At 70.4% G+C, this 998-nt stretch carries 1 protein-coding gene; it reads right to left on the reverse strand.

The genetic code is table 11. The annotated features are described in order from the left end of the window. The coding region (locus AC5Y6X_RS24350) for a condensation domain-containing protein (RefSeq protein ID WP_499989705.1) at positions 1–998 on the reverse strand (998 nt) is incomplete at both ends.

A 998-nucleotide genomic window follows, 5' to 3' on the forward strand; every position in this document is an offset into this window, starting at 1 on the left:
GGCGCGGTGTCGGCGGGGCTGGTGTGTGCCCAGTTTTGCCAGGCCAGCATGACCTGGATGAGGGGGTGATGGGTCAGGGTGCGGGTCGGGTTGAGCCGTTCCACCAACACTTCAAACGGCACGTGTTGGTGTTCGTAGCCGCCCAGGGCGCGGTCGCGGACTTGGGCCAACAGTTCGGCGATGCTGGGGTCATCACCTAGCTGCACGCGCAGCACCAAGGTGTTGACGAAAAACCCGACCAGCTCATCGAGGGCGGGGTCGGTGCGCCCGGCGATGGGGTAGCCGATGGCCACCTCGGTGCTGGCGGCCAGGGTGCCCAGCAGCACCGCCAGCCCGGCCGCGATCACCATGAACCCGGTCGCGTCGTGCTCACCGGCCAGGCGGGTCAGCGCGGTGTGCAGCTCGGCGGGCCAGTCGATGGCCACGGTGGCGCCGCGCCCATCGGCGACCGCCGGGTAGGGGCGGTCGGTGGGCAGCGACAACCGCTCGGGCATGCCGGCCAGCGCCTGCTGCCAGTAGGCCAGCTGCGCGGCGATCGGGCTGTGCGGGTCATCGAGATCCCCCAGCAGCTGGCGCTGCCACAGGGTGTAGTCGACGTATTGCACCGCTAGTGGGGCCCAGCCCGGGGCGCGCCCATCACGGCGGGCGGCATAGGCGGCGCCCAGATCGGCCAGCAGCGGGGTCATCGACGCGCCGTCCGCGGCGATGTGATGGGCCACCGCCACCAACACGTACTCATCAGCGCCGGTGTGGAAAAGCTGGGCGCGCAGCGGGATCTGGGTGCCCAGATCAAACCGGTGCCCGGCGACCTGCTCGAGAGCTTCCGCCAGTTGGTTGTGCGGCCAGCCGCGCGCGTCGATGACCTGCCAGCCGAAATCGGCCTGCTCGGCGCTTAGCACCACCTGATACGGGGTGCCTTGATCGGCGCCGAACACGGTGCGCAGGCTTTCATGGCGGGCCACCACATCGGCCAGCGCCGCCGCGAGGGCCCCCACATC

The sequence above is a fragment of the Mycobacterium sp. NGS26 genome, from assembly GCF_059813025.1.